Annotated in this window: 1 protein-coding gene; it reads left to right on the top strand. The window is 73.2% G+C overall.

From position 1 onward, the window contains the following. Positions 1-2,637 (top strand): CDP-glycerol glycerophosphotransferase family protein (locus tag E1284_RS42785; RefSeq protein WP_207924238.1); only part of this gene is annotated, 2,637 nt, incomplete at both ends.

Here is a 2,637-nt window from a genome sequence, read left to right as displayed (position 1 = left end):
CCGAGATCGGCGCCGTCACCGACCGGTTCGCGGCGGTGGAGACCGTCAGCCGGTTCCTGGGGTCGCGGCCGGAGCGGGCGGTGCGCGCGTGCAAGCGCGAGTACGACGAGGTGGCACTGCGCAGCGATCTCCGCATCTTCCTGAATGTGCTGGACGAGGCGGACGAGGAGTTCCGCTCCCGTTTCGTGGAGCTGGCGCACGGCTTTCTGGAGCAGGCCGACCGCACCGCCCTTGATGATCTTCCCGCCATGATGCGCCTGAAATGGCATCTGGTCGGCCGCGGATTGATGCCGGAGTTGCTGAGGGTACTGGAGTACGAACGCCGCGGACTGCGCATCCCGGTGACCCGCCGATTGTGGCGGCATTACGCGAAGTACCCGTTCTGGGGAGATCGCCGGCTGCGGATTCCCCGCCGCGTGTACCGGCTCGGCGAGGAACTGGCCGCCCGCGCCCACCTGCACGAGGCGCGATGGCGGGACGGCAAGCTGCGCATCACCGGCCACGCCTTCATCGCCGACATCGGGACGCGGTTCCCCTGGTCGTCGCTCAAGGTCGTCGGCGTCCGCGACACGGACGACGGCACGACCAGGGTGATCCCGGCGTGGACGCGGCGCTGCCCGGACGCCGACGACGTCTCGCGCGACCCCCACCGCAGCCACCGGTGGTCGGGGTTCTCGGCGACGATCGATCCGAAGCGGCTGCGGCGCGGCGGCCGCTACGTCGACGGGACCTGGCTGGTCGCGGCGGGGGTCTACGACCGCGGTGTGCTGCGGCGGGGCGCGCTGTCGGCACCGTCCTCCGGCAGCGGCGCGCACCCGGCCTGGCACTACGTCGACGAGGACGTGCGCGTGGTGCCGATGATCACGCGCGGCGGCACGATGCGGCTGCGGGTGGAGACGGTCCGGGCCCGCGTCACCGGCCACCGTGTGGTCGACGACGCCCTGGAGATCCGCGGCACGATTCCCGGTGGAGTGCCGGACGGTGCCGCGGTCATCGTGCGGAGGCGGGCCGGGACGCTGCTGAACAGCTACCCGGCGGCGTCCGACGGCGGCGGCGGCCGGTTCCGGGCACGGATCCCGCTGCCCGAGCTGATCGCCGACATGCCCGTCCAGGACGAGGGAGCGAACCGCCTCGCCGCGCCCGAACCCCGCGACGGGACCGGCTGGCGGCTCGACATGGGCTTCCCCGATGCGCGCACACCGGCGGACGCCCCGGCGCCGGTGGCGGGCCCGGCGCCCGTGGCGGAGCCGGAGGCCGAAACGGCGACCGCCGAGGCGGAGGCGGAGGCGGAGGCGGCGGAGAATCCGGCGATGCCGGACGACTTCGCAGCCGAGGAGGGCCCCGACGCGGCCGAGGACCGCGCGGCCGAGGCCGACTCCGCAGCGGACGACTCCGCGCCGGACGATTCCACCGCAGCGGACGAAACTGTCCGTATCGTCCTGGACGACGACGCCACCGAGGGCCTCTATCCCTTCGCGGGCAAGGAGGTCGTCGTCTACCGCTCCCGCCACGGCTACGCCGAGCTGAAGGCCCGCACTCCCCGCCCGGTCGTGACCGACGCGACCTGGGAGCGGGGCGGGACGCTGGTGCTGTCCGGCGACGATCCGCCCGGTTCGCCGGACCCGGCCGAGCTGGTGCTGCGCAGCCGCGACCGGAACGAGGAGCGCGCGTTCCCGATGTCCCGGGCTGCCGGACGGTTCCGCGCCGAGCTTCCGCTGGCCCGGCTCGTCTCGCTCGGCGGTGTCCTGCCGCTGGCTTCGGGCCGATGGGATGTGCTGGTCAGGCGCCCGGCGAGCACGACCGCCCCCGCCGGACGCCCTCTCGCCGTCCCCTTGGACCACGCCGCCCTGGACCGGCTGCCCGTCGAGGCGACGGTGGACGGCCGCCGCTACGTCTTCCGCGAGCAGGGCTACGACGTGCCGATCGTGGAGGTCCACTCCGACCTGCGGCCGAACGAGCGCGGCGCCTACCGCCAGGCGCGGACCCGCGTCCGGCACTACCGTGCGCCGCGCCGCCTGCGCCCCCTCCGTCCGGCGGTGGTGTACGACAGTTACTCGGGCAAGCAGTACTCCGACAGCCCCCGCGCCATCCACGAGGAACTCGTCCGGCGCGGCGCCGATGTGGAGCATCTGTGGGTGGTGCGCGACGGGCAGGTGGAGCTGCCCGGGACGGCGCGTCCGGTGCGGCTGTGGGGAGCCGAGTGGTACGAGGCGATGGCCCGCAGCCGCTACGTCGTCACCAACGCGCACCTGCCGGAGTGGTTCGTGCGCCGTCCCGGGCAGGTCGTCGTGCAGACGTGGCACGGCACCCCGCTCAAGCGGATCGGGTTCGACATCGAGGACGTGCAGTTCGCCAACGCCCGCTACCTGGAGAAGGTGGCCAAGGAGACGCCGAACTGGAGTTACCTGGTGTCCCCGAACGGTTTCAGCACGCCGATCCTGCGCCGGGCGTTCCGGTACGAGGGCGAGCTCATCGAAACGGGATATCCGCGCAACGACGTGCTCGCGTCTCCTGATCGGGAGATGCTGGCCGAGCGGGTGCGCGAGCGGCTCGGGCTGCCGCCGGGCAAGCGCGCCGTCCTGTACGCGCCGACCTGGCGGGACGACAGCTACTACGGCCCCGGCAAGTACCGCCTGG

Source organism: Actinomadura bangladeshensis, assembly GCF_004348335.1.
Taxonomy (GTDB): domain Bacteria; phylum Actinomycetota; class Actinomycetes; order Streptosporangiales; family Streptosporangiaceae; genus Spirillospora; species Spirillospora bangladeshensis.
The sequence above is the reverse complement of the archived record's forward strand: the minus strand, read 5'-3'. Positions and strand labels throughout refer to the sequence as shown.